The 16038-nt window shown below is 66.1% G+C and carries 13 protein-coding genes; 2 read left to right on the forward strand and 11 right to left on the reverse strand.

The genetic code is table 11. The features are described 5' to 3' along the window. Positions 1-132 precede the first annotated feature (132 nt). From VZ068_RS07690 to VZ068_RS07740, 11 genes are all read right to left on the reverse strand, one after another. Entirely contained in the window at positions 133-969 is an 837-nt protein-coding gene (locus tag VZ068_RS07690) for an anti-sigma factor (protein ID WP_349657330.1), read from the reverse strand. Next, positions 966-1529 (reverse strand): sigma-70 family RNA polymerase sigma factor, encoded by a 564-nt coding sequence (locus tag VZ068_RS07695; RefSeq protein WP_259153457.1) that lies wholly within the window; start codon positions 1527-1529, stop codon positions 966-968. Before VZ068_RS07695 ends, VZ068_RS07690 begins: the two co-directional genes overlap by 4 nt. Positions 1530-1587: 58 nt before the next feature. Continuing rightward, entirely contained in the window at positions 1588-1953 is a 366-nt protein-coding gene (locus VZ068_RS07700) for a DUF4345 domain-containing protein (RefSeq protein ID WP_115527418.1), read from the reverse strand. Between the two features lie 85 nt (positions 1954-2038). Then, positions 2039-2827 (reverse strand): hypothetical protein, encoded by a 789-nt coding sequence (locus tag VZ068_RS07705; protein WP_349657331.1) that lies wholly within the window; start codon positions 2825-2827, stop codon positions 2039-2041. A 345-nt stretch (positions 2828-3172) separates the two neighbouring features. Further along, a complete protein-coding gene (rnfB, locus tag VZ068_RS07710; RefSeq protein WP_349657332.1) occupies positions 3173-3592 on the reverse strand; it encodes an Rnf electron transport complex subunit RnfB in 420 nt (139 codons plus the stop codon). 16 nt (positions 3593-3608) lie between these two features. Next, entirely contained in the window at positions 3609-4199 is a 591-nt protein-coding gene (locus VZ068_RS07715; protein ID WP_349657333.1) for an HAD family hydrolase, read from the reverse strand. Between the two features lie 661 nt (positions 4200-4860). Beyond that, positions 4861-6951 carry a methionine--tRNA ligase gene (gene metG / locus VZ068_RS07720; protein ID WP_349657334.1) on the reverse strand — a complete coding sequence of 697 codons (2091 nt, stop codon included), beginning with the start codon at positions 6949-6951 and terminating at the stop codon, positions 4861-4863. A gap of 300 nt (positions 6952-7251) precedes the next feature. Then, the gene (locus tag VZ068_RS07725; protein WP_259165758.1) at positions 7252-7701 is read right to left on the reverse strand and encodes a DUF2147 domain-containing protein; all 450 of its coding nucleotides are present in this window, start codon (positions 7699-7701) and stop codon (positions 7252-7254) included. A gap of 398 nt (positions 7702-8099) precedes the next feature. Continuing rightward, a complete protein-coding gene (locus tag VZ068_RS07730) occupies positions 8100-11690 on the reverse strand; it encodes a M1 family aminopeptidase (protein ID WP_349657335.1) in 3591 nt (1196 codons plus the stop codon). Between the two features lie 12 nt (positions 11691-11702). Next, on the reverse strand, positions 11703-12596 hold the full coding sequence (locus VZ068_RS07735) for an ABC transporter ATP-binding protein (RefSeq protein WP_349657336.1): 894 nt from the start codon (positions 12594-12596) through the stop codon (positions 11703-11705). A gap of 144 nt (positions 12597-12740) precedes the next feature. Then, on the reverse strand, positions 12741-13130 hold the full coding sequence (locus tag VZ068_RS07740; protein WP_349657337.1) for a VOC family protein: 390 nt from the start codon (positions 13128-13130) through the stop codon (positions 12741-12743). A gap of 379 nt (positions 13131-13509) precedes the next feature. Between VZ068_RS07740 and mmuP the strand changes: the two genes are divergently transcribed. Further along, entirely contained in the window at positions 13510-14907 is a 1398-nt protein-coding gene (gene mmuP / locus VZ068_RS07745; protein WP_349657338.1) for an S-methylmethionine permease, read from the forward strand. Beyond that, complete coding sequence (gene mmuM / locus VZ068_RS07750) at positions 14904-15866, forward strand: homocysteine S-methyltransferase (protein ID WP_349657339.1); 963 nt, start codon at positions 14904-14906, stop codon at positions 15864-15866. Before mmuP ends, mmuM begins: the two co-directional genes overlap by 4 nt. The last annotated feature ends 172 nt before the right edge of the window (positions 15867-16038 follow it).

The raw sequence follows: 16038 nt of genomic DNA on the forward strand, positions 1-16038 counted from the left end.
TGCGTAAAGCCATCGCGCTGGGCAGGCGTGCTCATCCCGGTGCGGAAGGCACGCAAGGGCGGTGAGAACGATGACTCCATCGCGCAGTTGCTGCGCCCCGTCCGGCGGCGCAGCAACTGCCCGGGCATCCGATCAGGGCGCCATTGCCAGCGTGCTGATGCCGCCCTTGGCGACCACCGTGCCGGTGGCCACGCCACCCGGCGCGCCGCCCGGCGGCTCCAGCGTCACCGCCAGAATCGCCTCGTTGCTGAGCATGGGCATCAGCTGGTCGGGAATCTGCGCGCGACGCGCGCGCTGATCGTCGAAGGTGCCCATCGAATGCGCCTTGCCGTCCGGGGTGATCAGCCACAGCTCGGGCACCTTGTCGGCGGTGGCGGTGCGATCCAGCGGCGTCACCGTGATGGTGTGCTTGTCGGCATCCATCAGCGCCACATAGCCCGGACGTCCATCTTCGGTCGCCAGCGTCGATGTCATTGCGATGCCGGTCTCCGGCGGTGTGGTGGCCGCAGGCGGGGTGACCGGCGTCTGTACCACCGGCGTATCGCCCACGGGCGGTACCGGTGCCGGCGGCGTGCGCAGGTTCAGCAAGGCGAGCACGCACACTGCAGCGGTCGCCAGGCCGCCGGCGCTGGCCCAACGCCACACGCGGACGTTGTTCCACAATGGCGTGGCCGGGGTGCCGGTAGTGGCTGCCGGCGCGGCCGATGTCACCGCGCGGAGCGGCGTGTCGAAGCCCAGCGCCTGCCGCACCTGCGCCCAGACCTGATCGGGCGGGGTCACGGCGGCGATGTCTTCCAGCAGCGGGGCCAGCAGATCCTGCCACTGCAGGACCGCCTGCGCGAACTGGACGTCGGTGGCGATGCGTTGTTCTGCCGCCAGGCGTTCTTCTGCGCTCAGCAGGCCGAGCACGTACTCGCCGGCCAACACTTCGCGCGGCGGTTCCTGGTCGATGGGAAAGGGCGTGCTCATCGTTCCAGACATGCCTTGAGTTTGGCCAGGCTGCGGCGGATCCAGCTTTTGACCGTGCCGATCGGTGTGTCGGTGCGCGCGGCGAGTTCCTCGTAGGTGATGCCTTCGAAGAATGCGGTGCGAATCAGTTCGCTGCGCGGCGGTTCGAGTTCGGCCAGGCAATGGTCGATGCGGCGACGCGTACTGGCGCGCTCGGTGCGCTCCAGCGGCGACGCATCGCCATCGCGCAGTTCGCCGGCATCGTCCAGCGCGACGTTGCGGCGCTGCGGCGCATTGGCACGCAGATGATCGATCGCCTTGTTGCGCGCGATCATCGCCAGCCAGGTCAGCCCGCGCGCGCGCGCGGGGTCGAACTGCCCGGCCTTGTGCCAGATCAGCGTGAACACGTCCTGCAGCACCTCTTCGGCCTCGGCACGTTGCGGGATCATGCGCAGGCAGACCCCGAACAGCTTGGGCGAGGTCTGCCGGTACAGCGCTTCGAAGGCATGCCGGTCGCCGCCCGCGGTTGCGGTCAGCAGGCGTCCGGTTTCATCGTCGTCGTGGCCAGGAATGGCACTCATGCGGTCGGGCGTTGGGTAAGGTGGGGGCGATGCTACCGGAGTGCGCAGGCGCTGTCTGTCACTTGCGCAGCCACAACAGCACGGCAGCGAGCAGCAGCAGGATCTCGACACCGGCGAGTGCGACGGTTGGCGCGGACACCGGCCACAGGCGCGACAGCGAGACACTGCGGAACAACACGATGGGCACGTAGAACGCCAGTGCGACCAGCAGACCGGTGCGCGGTTGATTGATCCAGGCGAAGTAGCCGAACAAGAACGCCATGCCCAGCTGCAGCCCGCCATAGATGACCAGATACTCCGATTGCCCGGCCGGCGAGAGCTGGGTATAGCCAACCGCGTTTGCGGTCTTGGTCGGCGACAGCGTGCACCAGATCGCCAGGACGACGTAGAGCACTGCGTTGAGCCAGAGATAAGCCTTTGCCATGGACGTGTTCCTGTACAGGGAGTGGGTGCCCGGGCCGTTGTACGCAACGGCGCGTGGTCGAACGTGAAGATGACGCGGGCCTGGCTCATGACGCGCTGCAGCTGCGGGTCAGCGGCTGCTCGCGTGCCTGGCGCAGTTCGTCTGCACTGGCGGCACGCGCAGCGGTGTCCGGAAACACGATGCGCACGCGCGGGTAGCGCCCCTGTGCGTCGCGCAGATTGCCCACGCCGCGGAACTCGAGCAGACGTTTGCTGGCGATCGCGTAACGCACCTCCAGCGAGGGCACTGCCGCGCCATACCAGGCGTCGAGCGAAATGCTGAAGCGACGCTGGCCGGCGCTGTCGTCGACGCGTTCGACCCGGAACGCCAACTGCCTCTGCAAGCTGGGCAAGACGAAGTCCACACGTTGCGGGGCGCTGGCCAGCGCATTCCAGTGGTTGCGCAGATAGGCATCGAAACCGGCATCGATCACGCGCTCGTCTTCGCCGGCCGGCAACGCCGTGCTGCGCTCCGGCTTGCCGGGCGGCTGCTGGAACATCTCGCGCACGCCATTGCGCCTGCGCACGCCTTCGCGGTAGCCGTCGCGACCGTCGATCAGACTGAAATCGGGCGAGCTGCCGCCGCCATCGACCTGCTTGCGTGCGAACGCTTGCCCGTTCGGGCAGCGGTACAGCACCAGCCGCCCGCCATCGTCGAGCAGCCAATGCGACTCGCGGTAGCGCAGCGCGCCCTTGTCGGCATCGAAGACATCGCCGTCCACCCGCGTGACCGCTGCCGCGCTGAGCGGCGCGCTGCCCAGCACCAGCAGCAGCAACGGCGGAATCGGCCGGCAGCGGAGTGCCAGCGCAGCAACGACAGCAGCGAATGGGCGCATCGGCCGATTCCTCGATGGGAGTGCCTATGCATACGGGCACAGCCGCAGCATGGATGCGCCGGCGGCGTCAGGACGTTCCTGACCGAAGGTAGGGTGCGGCCGCCATGGCCGGTGGCATCGGCGTTGCCGGTGGCGCGATTTCGGGCCGTTGCGCGGGGAAGGCGTCGCCGGTCATGCCGACAGGTCGGTTCACCGTTGCGACGTGCGTCGAGGTGGCTGGCGAGCACACCCGCCACGTCTGGCCTCGGTTAGCGCCTGCGCAGCAATCGCAGAGCCACAGGTGGAGGATGCAACGTGCACTGCCGGTCGTGCCGGACGGGTCGCGCCGGCCTGCGCTCGCGTTGCCTAGCCGAGGACGCGCAAGGCGATGCAATCCACCGGGCACGCCGGCAGGCAAAGCTCGCAGCCAGTGCACAGCGGCGCAATCACCGTGTGCATGTGCTTGGCTCCGCCGACGATCGCATCCACCGGACAGGCCTGGATGCATTTGGTGCAGCCGATACAACCGGCCTCCACGATCCAGGCCACCTGTGGTGGTTTGTGCGCGCCGCGGCTGCGATCGAAGGGGCGCGCCGGCACCTCCAGCGCCTGCGCAAGGGCACGTGCGCCCGCATCGCCGCCCGGCGGGCAATGGTCGACGTCGGCCAGTCCGTCGGCCATGGCCTGTGCATAGGGGCGGCAGCCGTCGTAGCCGCATTGACCGCATTGGGTCTGTGGCAGCAGGCGGTCGAGGCGTTCGACCAGGGAGGGCGCGGAGACGGGCATGGGCGATCAGTGGCGATCAGTGCAGCGGATTGCCGCGATACCAGCGCTGTTGCGCCAGTGCCAGCATCGGCTTGTCTTCGCGGCTGTCGCCGTATGCGTGCACGCAGTCGTACTGCAACAGGTCATAGCGCGCGCGGATCTGCGCGGCCTTGTGCGGTCCGCAGTCGCTGTCGGCATACCGCCCGCTCAGGCGGCCGTCGCTGTGGTCCAGCCGGTTGCAGATCAGCGACAGCCCATGCTGGGTGCACCATGGCTGCAGATACAGGTCCACCGATGCCGACACCAGTACCACCTCATGCCCCTGCGCCTGGTGCCAGTCGATGCGTTGCATCATCTCTGCACGCAGCACGCCCGGCAGTGCGCTGCGCGCGTAGTCCGCGCCGTGCGCGGTCATCTCGTCCAGCGCACGGCCGCTGAACACCATGCGCGTCACGCGCGCACGCAGCGCGGCGGCCGACACCACGCCGAGCCGATAGCCCAGCACCCACGGACCGACCTTCCACTTTGCCGACGCCAGCTGCGCGGGCGTGGCGACCTTGCGCAGGAAGCGCGCATAGGTATCGCAGGTGGTGATGGTGTGGTCGAAGTCGAACAGGGCCAGGTGCATGGGGGCGGGGATTGGGGAGTCGGGATTGGGGATTGGTTAAAAGCGCGGTGATTGGTTGTTCCCTTCTCCCGCCTGTGGGAGAGGGCGCTACAGCGTTGATCTATCTCCCTTCTCCCGTTTGCTGAAGAAGGTGCCCCGCAGGGGCGGATGACGGGATGGGCGGAGCCATGTGCAGATGGGAAGGTAACAGCGCTTGGCCCCACACCCTCACCCCAACCCCTCTCCCGACGGGAGAGGGGCTCTGAAATCTTCCCTTCTCCCGCTTGCGGGAGAAGGTGGCCCCGCAGGGGCGGATGAGCGGACGGGCGCAGCCATGTGCAGGTGGAAAGGTAACAGCGCTTCGCCCCCGCACCCTCACCCCCAAACCCCTCTGTCGGCGGGAGAGGGCTCTGAAATCTTCCCTTCTCCCGCTTGCGGGAGAAGGTGCCCCGCAGGGGCGGATGAGGGGAGGGGCGCAGCCATGTGCAGGTGGAAAGGTAACAGCGCTTCGCCCCGCACCCTCACCCCAACCCCTCTGTCGGCGGGAGAGGGCTCTGAAATTTTACCTTCTCCCGCTTGCGGGAGAAGGTGCCCCGCAGGGGCGGATGAGGGGACGCGCCAAGCACTCGAGTCAGGTCTCCTCAACAATCAGCCCTGGCTTCTACGACTCCCGAATCCCGCTTCACCGCACAGGCATGCCCGGCTGGGCGCCGCTGTCGGCATCCAGCAGCGCCAGGGCGCCGCCGTCGAAGCCGGCCGACAGGATCATGCCCTCGCTGATGCCGAAGCGCATTTTGCGCGGGGCCAGGTTGGCGATGAACACCACACTGCGGCCGACCAGCGCGTCCGGCTCGCCATAGCTGGCGCGGATGCCCGAGAAGATCTGCCGCTTGCCCAGTTCGCCGGCATCCAGTTCGAAGCGCAGCAGCTTGTCGGAGCCTTCCACGAATTCGCACACCAGCACCTTGCCGATACGCAGGTCGAGCTTGGCGAAATCGTCGATGCCAATAAGACCTGGATTCGAGACGGAGGCGGGGGGATTAGCCGGCGTAGCCGCTTTTGCATCGGTTTTGGCCACCTTTGCAGCGCTGACGGCGGCCACAGCAGGTGCCGCAGGTGCGGCGAGGGTGTCTTTTGAAGCGTCGGTCATGGCGTCGATCTGTTTGGGGTCGATACGGGTGAACAGGGCGGTGTAGGGCTGGATCGTGTGCGCGGTGAGCGGGCGCTCCACGTCTTCCCAACTGGTCATGGGCGCCGACAAGAAGGCCTCGGCCTCGGCACAGGTGCGCGGCAGGATCGGCTTGAGGGCGGCGACCAGGATCCGGAACAGGTTCAGGCCTTGCGTGCACACCGATTGCAGCTGCGCATCGGCACCGTCCTGCTTGGCGATCACCCACGGCTTGGTGTCGTCGATGTACTTGTTGGCCTCGTCGGCCAGCGCCATGGTCTGACGGATCGCGCTGGCCGCGTCGTTGCGCTCATAGGCCTCGCGGATCGGCGCCAATGCGGCGACGAAGCGGGCGTACTGCGCCGGATCGGGTAGCGCATCGGCCAGCTTGCCGTCGAAGCGCTTGCCGACGAAGCCGGCGCAGCGGCTGGCCAGGTTGACGAACTTGCCGACCAGATCCGCGTTCACCCGCGCGATGAAATCGCCCAGGTTGAGGTCAAGATCGTCCACGCCGCCGGAGGACTTGGCCGCAAAGTAATAGCGCAGCGCCTCTGGCTCCAGGCCCACATCCAGGAAGGTCCGCGCCATCACGAAGGTGCCGCGCGACTTGGACATCTTGGCGCCGTCCACGGTGAGGTAGCCGTTGACGTGCAGCCGGGTCGGCGCGCGGTGGCCGGTGCCGTGCAGCACCGCCGGCCAGAACAGGCCGTGGAAATTGACGATGTCCTTGCCGATGAAGTGATGCAGCTCGGTCTGCGTGCCGGCGACCAGATGGGCCTCGAAATCCTCGCCCATCTGCGCGCACAGGGTCTTGAAGCTGCACAGGTAGCCGATCGGCGCGTCCAGCCACACGTAGAAATACTTGCCTGGCTGGCCGGGAATCTGGAAGCCGAAGTACGGCGCATCGCGCGAGATGTCCCACGCGCGCAGGCCGCCTTCGGTGTCCAGCCATTCCTTGAGCTTGGCCTTGACCCCCGGCAGCGCCACATCGCCGGCCAGCCACTCGCGCAGGAAGCCGTCGAAATGGCCCACCTCGAAGAAGAAATGCTCCGAATCGCGCAACTCCGGTGTGGCGCCGGAAATCACCGATTTGGGCTCTTTCAGCTCGGTGGGCGCGTAGGTGGCACCGCAGACTTCGCAGTTGTCGCCGTACTGATCGGCGCTGCCGCAGTTGGGGCAGATGCCCTTGATGTAGCGGTCGGGCAGGAACATGCCCTTGGCCGGGTCGTAGAACTGCGCCACCGAGCGCCGGCTGATGTGACCGGCGGCCTCCAGTTTGGCGTAGAAGGCCTCGGTAAGCTCGCGGTTGACCGGCGAATTGGTCGAGTCGTAATGGTCGAAGGTGACCCCGAACGCGGCGAAATCGCGCTCATGGCTGGCCTGGATGTTGGCGATGAAGGCTTCCGGGGTCACTCCGGCCTTCTCGGCCGCCAGCATGATCGGCGTGCCATGGGTATCGTCGGCGCAGACGAACCAGGTCTTGTCGCCGCGCAGGCGGCGCGCGCGCACCCAGATATCGGCCTGGATATAACCGACCAGATGGCCAAGATGCAGCGGGCCGTTGGCATACGGCAAAGCGGTGGTGACAAGTGCGGTGCGGGTCATGGCAGGCGTGATGCGGGGGACAGCCGATTATCGCATTAGTGGGAATGGTGGCGGGAATTGGGAATCGGGAATCGGGAATCGGTCAAAGCATGGCCAGGTTGCCATGGTGTAGGGCGCGCTGGCGCGCTGCGAGCTGCATGCGTTGCAGTTGCGTTTCGCCGTCAATGCAAAGCCATGGACTGTCGATTGTCGCCTGCCAGAACGCGCCGCACAGAGATGCGCGGACGGACACACACAAAAAAGGCGCCCTCGCGGGCGCCTGCTTTTACGATTCCCGATTCCCGATTCCCGATTCCCGATTTACTCACGAATCCAGGTCTGGGTGCGGCCCAGCGCTTCGATGCCGACGTAGCCGCGCATCTGCAGCTTCTTGCCGCCTTCGGTCAAGGTGATCTTGGCCTTGTAGGTCTTGCCCTTGGCCGGGTCCAGCACCGAGCCGCCATCCCACACGGCGGTGCCGTCGGCCTTGAGGCCCCACAGGATGGTCATGCCCTTGATCGGCTTGCCCTTCAGCGCGCCATCGCACTTGTCGCAGGTCGGGTTGGGCCCATGGTTGGACTGCAGGATCTCGACCACCTTGCCGCTCAGCGTGCCGTTGGAGGCCTGTTCGATCTGCACCACCGACTTGGGCTTGCCGGTCTCGTCGTCGATGGTCTTCCAGCGGCCCACCGGCGAATCGGACGCCTGGGCCAGCAGCGAGGCGGCGGCCAGCGGCAGGGCCACCATCAGGGTCTTGAAGGTCTTGCGCATGTGTCCCCTCCCAGGGATTGCTGTGGCCGCCGTCGGCGGCCTGATGGCGAATGTATACCGTGGGGTATGGTGCGGGAAAGATGCGCTGCGGGATGCGTTCATGCGCGCGGCTGCGGTGCCGTTGCTGAGCCGCTCCCACTGAAGATGCCGGCTGCGCAGGCTGGCCGCTTCGGGCCGGCGCTAAGTCGGCAGATTCCGTCGTGCGACATACGCGTTGTCCGGCACCCGGGAGGAGGACGGGTGAACGCAGTCCGTTCGCTGCGACTGAGTCGACGACGCGAGCAGGGCTCGTCGTCACGTAGGCCGTCGCGGACTGGTCCGGCTCGCTTTCAGTCGTTGGCCGTGCGCGTCGCCGGTCCTGGCCGACCGCCAATCATCGGCCAGCGAACGATTGCCCGCTATTGCAGCGTCACCCGCTTGCGATTGTCGTCCGGCACCCGGTCGATCAGCTTGTTGTCGGGATCGAACCCGGCTTCGATGGGCAGGGCGTCGACGGTCAGGGTAAAGCTGGGCGTGGCGCTGGTGACGTGCTGCCGCTGCAGCGCCAACACCGGCGCCTGCGCGTTCTTGCCGGCCGGCAAACCGTAGATCCCGACTTCGATCCAGTCGTCCATCGGCACCGCATGCTCCTTGCCGCGGCCATCGGCCTGCAACTTGGCCGCCTGCGTCTGCACGGTCACATCGAAGCGTCCATCCGGGCGCTTGTGGGCCTGTGCGCTAACCACGCGATTGTCGTAAAAGGTGATCTTCTCGAACAGGTCGGTGATCATTCCCTGCTGGTCCGGGAGTGCCTCGGCACGAATGGCCTGCAACAGCTCGGCCGAGGTGGTGTAAGGCGGCTGCTGAAACGCCTTGGCCTGCAGGAAACGCTGCAATGCGCGATTGAGCGCCTGCTCGCCGATCTCCTCGCGCAGCCGGTAGAACGCCAGCGACCCTTTGCGGTAGTGGATGTATTGCTGGTTCTCCACCCGGTACAGCGGCAGTTCGTCGATGGTTTCGCCGCCGCGGCCCTCCAGATAGCGGTCCAGTTCGTACTTGAGGAAGCGGCGCATGTGCGCACGCCCATACTCGCGCTCCATCACCATCAGCGCCGAGTACTGCGCCAGCGATTCGGACAGCACCGTGGCGCCCTGCACATTCGCACCGATCACCTGATGCGCCCACCACTGGTGCGCCACTTCATGCGCGGTGACGTAGAACACGTAGTCGATGTCGTCCTTGTCGCGCAGGTCGGCGATGAAACCGATCGATTCGGAATAAGGAATGGTATTGGCGAACGACTGCGCAAACCCCGCATAGCCCGGAAACTCGATGATGCGCACCTGGTGATGCTGGTACGCAGTGAAATTGGCCTCGTAATAGGCCAGCGATTTCTGTACGCCTTCGATCATGCGTTGCACGTTGTACGGGTGCTTGGGGTCGTAGTAGATCTCGATCGGAATCTTGTTGTAGTAGGCCTTGCGTACCTGCCAGCGCGCCGACAGGTAGGCATAGAAGTTCAGCATCGGGCGATCCATTACATAGCGGAAGCAGCGCCTGCCAGCCTGCTGGAACTGCTTGTGCAGATAGCCCGGTGCCAGCGCGATCTGGTCCGGTGCGGTGCAGATGGTGCTGGCGAAGCTGAGCCAGTCGGCATCGTCGCTGACGTAGGTGTTGGCGCGTGCGGCCTGGTCTTCCAGTTTAGGCATGCGCGTGGGCTCGCCCAGCCCACGCTTGCGGCGGTCGTTGCGGTCGGTGATCTCGGTCTGGCTGTTGTAGCCGAACCAGGGCAAGACCTGGCTGTTGAAGAAGCTGCCATTGGCGACCAGATCGGTCTGTGCCTGCCCGGCGGTAATGCCATGCGGGTGCTGGTCCACGCGGAAGCGGAACACGCGCTCCTGGCCGGGTTGCAGCGGTGTGTGCAGGCGATAGATGCGGTAACCGGCCGGTACATCGTGCGTGATCAGCGTCTGCCCGCCCAGATCTACCTGCACCAGGCTGCGGTCGCCTGTGCGGCCTTGCATGCCGATGTGCACGTCGCTGATCGGCGTGGGGTGGGTGTTGCGCACGGTCCAGGTGGCATCGATGACGACCGATTGCGTTTCCGGATGCAGGTCGACATGGTTATCCACGGCAATGATGCGCGGCTGCGGCAGGTTCCGGTACTTGCCGTACTCGCGCTCGTAGCGCGCTTGCAGGTCCAGCTGCTGCTCTGGCGACAGGAAGCTGTTGTAGACGTTGGTGTTCCAGTACAGCCAGCCGCCGACCACTGCGAAGCCGAGCAGGGTGACCGCCAGGGCCGCACCGGTCGGGCTGCGCAGGCGCTGCAACGCCAGCCGCAGACGTTGGCGCACACCGTGGCCAACGCCACGCGGCCAGAACGCCGAAGACAGCAACAGCAGGGCCAGCAGGAACAGGCCCCAATAGCCCTGGAACCACAACTGGCCGGGCAGGAAGTGGCCGTAGCCGTTCATGTCCGAATACGGCGCGTTGGGCCAGCCGCCGAAGGTGTAGAGGTTCTGGGTGTAGTCGAGCATCGACAGCGCCGATTGCCCGATCAGCACCAGCATCAGCAGCGCATAGCCGACGAACTTGTTGTTGCTCAACACCTGCAGCGCCAGCGCCATGCCGCCCATCAGCACATACAGCACCGAGCCCAGCGCCAGCGTCTTGAGATACAGCAGCGGCTCGATGCTGGTATAGCCACGGCCAAGCTGCAGCGCGATCGCGGTCAACGCGCCGGCGAGCTGGAAGCTGGCGATCACCGCCAGCAAGGCCACAAACTTGCCCAGCAGGGGAACCCAGTCCGGCACCGGCATGGCATCGGTGATGCCGTCGATACGGTTGCTGCGTTCTTTCCACACCAGTTCGCCGGCATAGAACAGCACCACGATGATCAGCAGAAAGCTGTAGCTGTTCTGCAGCGCCTGCAGCATCAACGAGGTGACCGGCAGCACGGCGGTACCGTAAAGGCGCGCAGTGAACAGTGCGGTCGGAATGAAATTGGCCAGGCCCAGCATCAGCAGCACCACGAACGGCGCGCTGCGCAGCACGCCGAGCGTATCGAAACGGATCTGGCGCAGCAGTTGCTGAAACGCGGTGGTAGCCGCGAAGGCGGGTGTCACGGTTAGGCGGGTGGTGGTGACGCGCACGCTGGCTGCCGGTGCGCTGGTGGATGCAGCAGGCGCCGCTCCGCGTCGGCGACGCGTGCCGCTACGTTCGGTGCGGAACAGTGCGAAGGTCGCAGCGAACAACAGCCCGCTCATGCCCAGCCAGAGGGCGCGATTGGCGAGCAGGTAACCGGTCAACGGAGGAAGCTGCAGGTTGCGTTGTTCGGCCGACCAATAGCGCAATGTCTGCGACAGTGCGCGGATGCCGAGTGGATCGGACAGGGTCGCGAGCCAGACGTTGTCCAGATCGGCCAGCAGTGCACGGCTCACGCCGTACAGCACGAAGAACACGATGACGCCGATATAGACCCACAGGATGCTGCGCGTGGTCACCGCCAGCACTGACAGCAACGCGGTGGTGAACAGCAGGTTGGGTAGCACCAGCACCAGCAGCGACCACAGATAGGGCAACACGGCGACCGGCCCCAACCGCGCCTGGTCGATCCACGGCATGAACTGCGCCATGAACATGCCCAGCGCGATCACCAGATACATCACCGTGCCGGCGATCAATGCCGCACCGATGCGGCCGACCAGGTAATCGCGGCGGCGCACCGGTGTGGAGAACACCAGCTCGGCGGTGCCCAGATCGAAGTCCCGCAGCAAGGCGTTGCTGACGAACAGAGTGGTCACCAGCAGGCCGAGCAGGCTGAAAAGCCCCAGCAGCGTGGCGATCACGGTAGGCGCATTGCGCAGCACGTTGCCGATGCCGCCGCCGATCTGCACCACGTCGCTGGAGAGTGCGGCGAAGGCCAGCAAGGCGTACAGCGCGGCCAGCAACCACAGGAAGGGCGAGCGCAGTTGTTCGCGCAGCTCGAAGCGCAGGAACGCCAGGATCATCGCAGCGCTCCGTCAGGCGGCCAGCGCTTGCTTGCGCAGGCGCTGGAAATAGACATCCTCAAGATCGGGGGCGACCTGCTCGAAGCCGGGCTCCGGGCAATCGGTGCTGAACACGTGGATCACCGGGTGGCCGGCGATCAGGCGCGTGGACAACACGGTGAAACGTGCTTCGTAATCGGGCAAGGCTTGCTTGCTGACCTGCTTGCGCCAGACCTGCTGATGCAGCATGTCGATCGCATCGACGGGCCGCCCGGTCAGCAGCACCTGGCCCTTGTTCATGATGGCCATCGTCGGGCAGAGGTCGGTGACGTCTTCGACGATATGGGTGGACAGGATCACCACCACGTTCTCGCCGATTTCGGCCAGCAGATTCAAAAAGCGGTTGCGCTCTTCCGGGTCCAGCCCGGCGGTGGGCTCATCGACGATGACCAGTTGCGGATCGCCCAGCAGCGCCTGCGCGATGCCGAAGCGCTGGCGCATGCCGCCGGAATAGGTGCCGAGCTTGCGCTTGCGCGCATCCCACAGATTGACCTGCTGCAACAGCCGCTCGACCACCTCCTTGCGTTGGCCGCGATCGGTGAGCCCCTTGAGCACGGCGAAGTGATCGAGCATGTCCAGCGCGCTCACCTTCGGGTACACGCCGAAATCCTGCGGCAGATAGCCCAGCCGGCGCCGCAACGCGTCCTTGTCGGCGAGCACGTCGATGCTGCTGCCATCGGCACCGGTCAGGCTGACGCTGCCCGAATCTGGCTCCTGCAGCGTGGCCAGCGTGCGCATCAGCGACGATTTGCCGGCGCCGTTTGGCCCGAGCAGTCCGAACATGCCGCGAGGAATGTCCAGCGTGACGCCTTGCAGCGCATGCACGCCATTGGCATAGGTCTTGGACAACGCACGGATCTGCAGCATGGACGGCTCCTGTGTCCTGGGGTGGTTCGATCTTCACGACGTTGCCGCATCGCCACATCCGCCGGAAGTCACGGCGACGATCGACTACAGCTGTTCGACGTGACCGTGCGGCGGATGTGACCGAGCCCGCCGGCGCCGCTGCGCTCAGCCCACCTCGTACAGCTCCAGCGGCAAGTCGTCCGGGTCGGCGAAGAAGGTGAAGCGGCGGCCGGTGTACTCGTCGATGCGGATGTCCTCGGTGGCCACGCCATGCGCAGTGAGATGCGCCACGGCCGCGTCCAGATCCTCGACACGGAAGGCGAGATGGCGCAGGCCGCGTGCTTCCGGGCGGCTGGGGCGCAGCGGTGCGGCGGGAAACGAGAACAGCTCGATCTGGCCGCCATCGGGCAGTGCCAGGTCCAGCTTCCAGGAAGCGCGCGCCTGCCGGTAATGCTCATCGAGCACCCGCAGGCCCAGGATGTCGCAGTAGAACGTTTTGGAGACCGCGTAGTCGCCGGCGATGATCGCCACGTGGTGGATGCCGGCCAGCTTCATGCCGCGCCTCGTACGCGTTGCGGACGCTGGCGCTGCCCGGTGGTGAGCAGGGATGCACGGAGCGTGGCGACAGCGCCCGGGGCTGCGAGACGTGCCGGCAGCCGGGATGCGCTCCAGCGCTGCGTCTGCGCCGCCGTGCGTGTGTGCAGATGATGTGGCATGGCAACAGTCCGGATGAGCAGTCGCGAGGATACCCTCGGTAGCGCCCGGGCGTGTCGTGCAGGCCGGGCCGGGCGCGAAGCATGCGTGGGCCGATCGTGGGCGCGACCTGCCGCATGGCATCCCGCAATACCTGGTTGCGCGTCACGCCTGGCCACTGCATGGCTGTGCTCGCCTGCGCGCGCATGGCAGGATGCGCTGCCACCGATCAGACACGCCGATGCCCGAGCCGTCGTCCAGCGCCGCACCGCAATTCCAGCGCAGCATGCAGGTGCGCCATCTGGTGATGCTCTCGCTGGGCGGGGTCATCGGCACCGGGCTGTTCTTCAACACCGGCTACATCATTGCCAGCACCGGTGCGTTGGGCACGGTGATCGCCTACCTGATCGGTGCGCTGGTGGTGTATCTGGTGATGCAATGCCTGGGCGAACTGGCGGTGGCGATGCCGCAGACCGGTGCCTTCCATGTGTATGCGGCGCGCTACCTTGGCCCGGCCACCGGGTACGTGGTGGCGTGGTTGTACTGGTTGACCTGGACGGTGGCGCTGGGTTCGAGCCTGACCGCTGCGGCGTTCTGCATGCAGTACTGGTTCCCGCACACGCCGGCGTGGCCGTGGTGTGTGCTGTTCTGCGCGCTGATCTTCGGCCTGAACACGGTGTCGGCGCGCTGGTTTGCCGAGGGCGAGTTCTGGTTTTCGTTGATCAAGGTGATCACGATCCTGGTGTTCATCCTGCTGGGTGGCGCGGCGGTGATCGGCCTGCTTCCGTTGGCCAATGGCTCGCCCGCGCCCGGGCTGCGCCATCTGCGTGCCGACGGCTGGTTTGCGCAAGGCACGCTGCCGATTCTGATGACGATGGTGGCGGTGAATTTCGCCTTCTCCGGCACCGAATTGATCGGCGTTGCCGCAGGCGAAACCGCGCAGCCGGCGCGTGCGATTCCGCTGGCGATCCGCACCACGCTGGTGCGCTTGGTGGTGTTGTTCGTCGGCACGGTGCTGGTGCTTGCCGCACTGTTACCCGCCGAGCAGGCAGCGGTGGACACCAGCCCATTCGTGCGTGCGTTCGAGCTGCTGGGCATTCCGTATGCGGCTGATATCTTGAATGCGGTGATCCTCACCGCGATCCTGTCCGCAGCCAATTCCGGCCTGTACGCAGCCGCGCGCATGCTGTGGTCGCTGGCCAACGAAGGCACGCTGCCGGTGCGGCTTGCACGCCTGACAAAGCGCGGCATTCCCTTGCCTGCTTTGCTGTTGAGCATGTTGGGCGGCCTGTTGGCGCTACTCACCGGCGTCTACGCGGCCGATACCGTGTTCGTGGCGATTTCGGCAGTATCGGGTTTTGCGGTGGTGGTGGTGTGGCTGAGCATCTGCGCCTCGCACTATTTTTTTCGGCGCCAGTTGCTGCGCGACGGCTTTGCAGTAGAGACATTGGCCTATCGCGCGCCGTGGTATCCGTGGACGCCGATCCTGGGCTTTACGCTATGCCTGCTGGCCTGTGTCGGCTTGGCATTCGATCCGCAGCAGCGCATCGCGCTGTGGTGCGGGATCCCGTTCGTGGCACTGTGCTATGGCGCCTATGCACTGACCCGATGGCTCGCAGCCAGGAGACTGCACGTATGACGACACTTCCTCGCCAGCCGCGCGTGGATGCGCCTTTCAGTGCGGCGCTCCAGCACGATGGGTATGTGCTGCTGGATGGCGCGCTTGCCACCGAGCTGGAGCAACGCGGCTGCGATCTCAACGATGCGCTATGGTCGGCGCGCGTGCTGATGGAGCAACCGGAGCTGATCTATCAGGTGCATCGCGACTACTTCGCTGCCGGCGCGCAGTGTGCGATCACCGCCAGTTACCAGGCCACACCGCTGGGCTTTGCGGCGCGCGGGCTGGATCTGGCGCAGTCGCAGGTGCTGATCGCGCGCAGCGTGGCACTGGCTGCGCAGGCGCGTGCCGATCATCTGCAGATGCAACCGCAGGACGCGCCGTTGTGGGTGGCCGGGTCTGTGGGGCCGTATGGCGCCTATCTGGCCGATGGTTCGGAATACCGCGGCGACTATGCGTTGCCATTGGCGCAATTGATGGACTTCCATCGCCCGCGCATCGCCGCGCTGGCAGCGGCGGGCGTGGATGTGCTGGCCTGCGAGACGCTGCCCTCGGCGAACGAGATCGTGGCTTTACGTCTGCTGCTGGAAGAGTTCCCGCAATTGCATGCGTGGTTCTCCTTCACCTTGCGCGATGCCGACCATCTGAGCGATGGCACGCCGCTGGCGCAGGTGATTCCGGCGCTGGATGCCTGCGTGCAGGTGATCGCGGTGGGGATCAACTGCATCGCGCTGGATCGGGTCACCGCCGCATTGCAGAGCCTGTCGGCGCTGACCGCCTTGCCGCTGGTGGTGTATCCCAACTCCGGCGAGCACTACGATGCTGGCGACAAGCGCTGGCATGCCGGCGATGCGCCGGCCTGCAGCCTGGCAGACCAGCACGCGCAGTGGGTGGCTGCAGGCGCGCGCCTGATCGGCGGCTGCTGCCGCACCACGCCGCGCGACATTGCAGCGCTGGCAGCCGCACGCGTGGCGGGTTGAACGCAGCCGGTAAAGCGGCGGCGTTCATCGCAGGGCAGGGCGTCGGACGGACCGGTCAGCCGCGTGTGTGCCAATGGCAGACGCTGGCGCGGCGTCAGCTAGCCCGCGCCTTGGGCGATGCCCACAGGTGACGCGCCTGGTCCGGAGCGCGTGACCTGCAGTGGCTTGACGA

This window comes from Xanthomonas sp. 10-10, assembly GCF_040182365.1.
Taxonomy (GTDB): Bacteria; Pseudomonadota; Gammaproteobacteria; order Xanthomonadales; family Xanthomonadaceae; genus Xanthomonas; species Xanthomonas arboricola_F.

Coding starts and splice junctions, on each gene's coding strand:
- mmuP (WP_349657338.1), top strand. CDS start 13,510: ATGCCCGAGCCGTCGTCCAGCGCCGCACCGCAATTCCAGCGCAGCATG.
- rnfB (WP_349657332.1), bottom strand. CDS start 3,592: ATGCCCGTCTCCGCGCCCTCCCTGGTCGAACGCCTCGACCGCCTGCTG.
- metG (WP_349657334.1), bottom strand. CDS start 6,951: ATGACCCGCACCGCACTTGTCACCACCGCTTTGCCGTATGCCAACGGC.
- VZ068_RS07715 (WP_349657333.1), bottom strand. CDS start 4,199: ATGCACCTGGCCCTGTTCGACTTCGACCACACCATCACCACCTGCGAT.
- VZ068_RS07690 (WP_349657330.1), bottom strand. CDS start 969: ATGAGCACGCCCTTTCCCATCGACCAGGAACCGCCGCGCGAAGTGTTG.
- VZ068_RS07705 (WP_349657331.1), bottom strand. CDS start 2,827: ATGCGCCCATTCGCTGCTGTCGTTGCTGCGCTGGCACTCCGCTGCCGG.
- VZ068_RS07695 (WP_259153457.1), bottom strand. CDS start 1,529: ATGAGTGCCATTCCTGGCCACGACGACGATGAAACCGGACGCCTGCTG.
- VZ068_RS07725 (WP_259165758.1), bottom strand. CDS start 7,701: ATGCGCAAGACCTTCAAGACCCTGATGGTGGCCCTGCCGCTGGCCGCC.
- VZ068_RS07740 (WP_349657337.1), bottom strand. CDS start 13,130: ATGAAGCTGGCCGGCATCCACCACGTGGCGATCATCGCCGGCGACTAC.
- VZ068_RS07735 (WP_349657336.1), bottom strand. CDS start 12,596: ATGCTGCAGATCCGTGCGTTGTCCAAGACCTATGCCAATGGCGTGCAT.
- VZ068_RS07730 (WP_349657335.1), bottom strand. CDS start 11,690: ATGATCCTGGCGTTCCTGCGCTTCGAGCTGCGCGAACAACTGCGCTCG.
- mmuM (WP_349657339.1), top strand. CDS start 14,904: ATGACGACACTTCCTCGCCAGCCGCGCGTGGATGCGCCTTTCAGTGCG.
- VZ068_RS07700 (WP_115527418.1), bottom strand. CDS start 1,953: ATGGCAAAGGCTTATCTCTGGCTCAACGCAGTGCTCTACGTCGTCCTG.